Source organism: Vibrio sp. 10N.222.48.A3 (assembly GCF_041475345.1).
In the GTDB taxonomy this organism is placed as follows: domain Bacteria; phylum Pseudomonadota; class Gammaproteobacteria; order Enterobacterales; family Vibrionaceae; genus Vibrio; species Vibrio tasmaniensis_A.
Genome location: NZ_JBFRVX010001092.1, coordinates 1 through 1,347, shown reverse-complemented (window position 1 = coordinate 1,347; position 1,347 = coordinate 1). Strand labels below are relative to the sequence as shown.

At 48.8% G+C, this 1,347-nt stretch carries 1 pseudogene; it reads right to left on the bottom strand.

Annotated features, from left to right (window positions below):
* Nucleotides 1-1,347, bottom strand: a pseudogene (locus AB4653_RS23905) (beta-ketoacyl synthase); the annotation flags it as partial.

Below are 1,347 nucleotides of genomic sequence, written 5' to 3'. Positions count from 1 at the left end.
CCAAGGTCTGCTTCCATGTCCATTTCTAGATCAAGCATCTCCGTTGGGTAACCCGTTTTCTCGGCAACGACTTCTAGCATCACTTTTTCAGCGTCGGCTGTTTGTACTGCTACTGGTGCAGCCACAGGAGCTGGTTGCGCTTTAACTGGCACAGGTTGAGCTGCAACAGGCGCTGCCGCTTGAGCCGCTACTTGTGGTGCAGGAACGGCTTTCTGTACTGGCGTAACTTGAACAGACTGAGCTTGAACTGGCGCGGCTTGTACAGGAGTCGCTTGTACTTGAGCTACAGGCTGTTGGACGGTAGCTGCTGGAGTCGTTGGAGTAGCTGTAGCTTGAATCACTGGCTGAACATTTACTGGCGCAACGAAGGTTTGTTGTGCCGTTTGTGCTGAACCTTGCGTTAGCATATTAAGTGCTGAGTTGTTGCTGTGCGCTTGCATTTCTAGGTAATGAGCGTGCGCTTTTAGCGTTTCAGCTTGGTGCTGGTGGAACATTTCCATAGAACGTTGCAGGTTCTCAGGAATTGCTACGCCTGCTGTTGCCATTTTCGCTTGCTCAGACATTAAGGTGTTGAACGTGTCACCGTATTGCTGAGGAATCGCCAAGAATTGCTGATGTACTTCTGCTGCTTGTTGTTGAGCATTGAAGAACGACTGCAATGAAGACTCATCTACCGTTACTTGAGCTGTTGGCTGACTAGTCGCTGGGGCTGTTTGAACCACTTGAGGCTGCTGAGCTGTTGTTGCTACTTGTGCGCTTGGTGCTGGAGCAGCTGACTGTTGTACATTTGAAGCTTGAGGAGCAGCCACAGGTACTTCAACGATTTCTGTTTTAATCACTTCTTTTTCCACGATTTTCTCGACTTCAACTTTCACTTCAACAATCTCAGTCTTTTCGGTGACGTTGCCCGAAGCCAATGATTGATCCATTTTCTTACGAGTAGCAGGGCTGATGTAGTTGGTTGCATTCAGCTTGATGTTCATTGGTGATGCCTTCGCAGGTTCAGCAATGTCAGCTTGGTAAGGGTCAATGTTGTCTAATGAAATACCTGCCACGCACAGTTGAACCGCAGCTAAGCGAAGCTGTTGGTCACTGTCGCCTTTAGGGCTTGGGTTGATGCTGATTGCGTAAAGCTCTTCGTTCTTATCAGCCAATGTTTTCTCAACCAGCTTTTGAAGAATGTTTTTCGGACCGAACTCAACGAATACGCGCGCGCCTGCTTCATACATCGCTTCAATTTGCTCGCTGAAACGAACCGATTGCAGCATGTGTTGCTTGAACGCTTTCTTGATCGCTTTAGCGTCTTTGCTGTGCAGTTTGCCCGTTGCGTTCGAGTAAAGCGGCAGC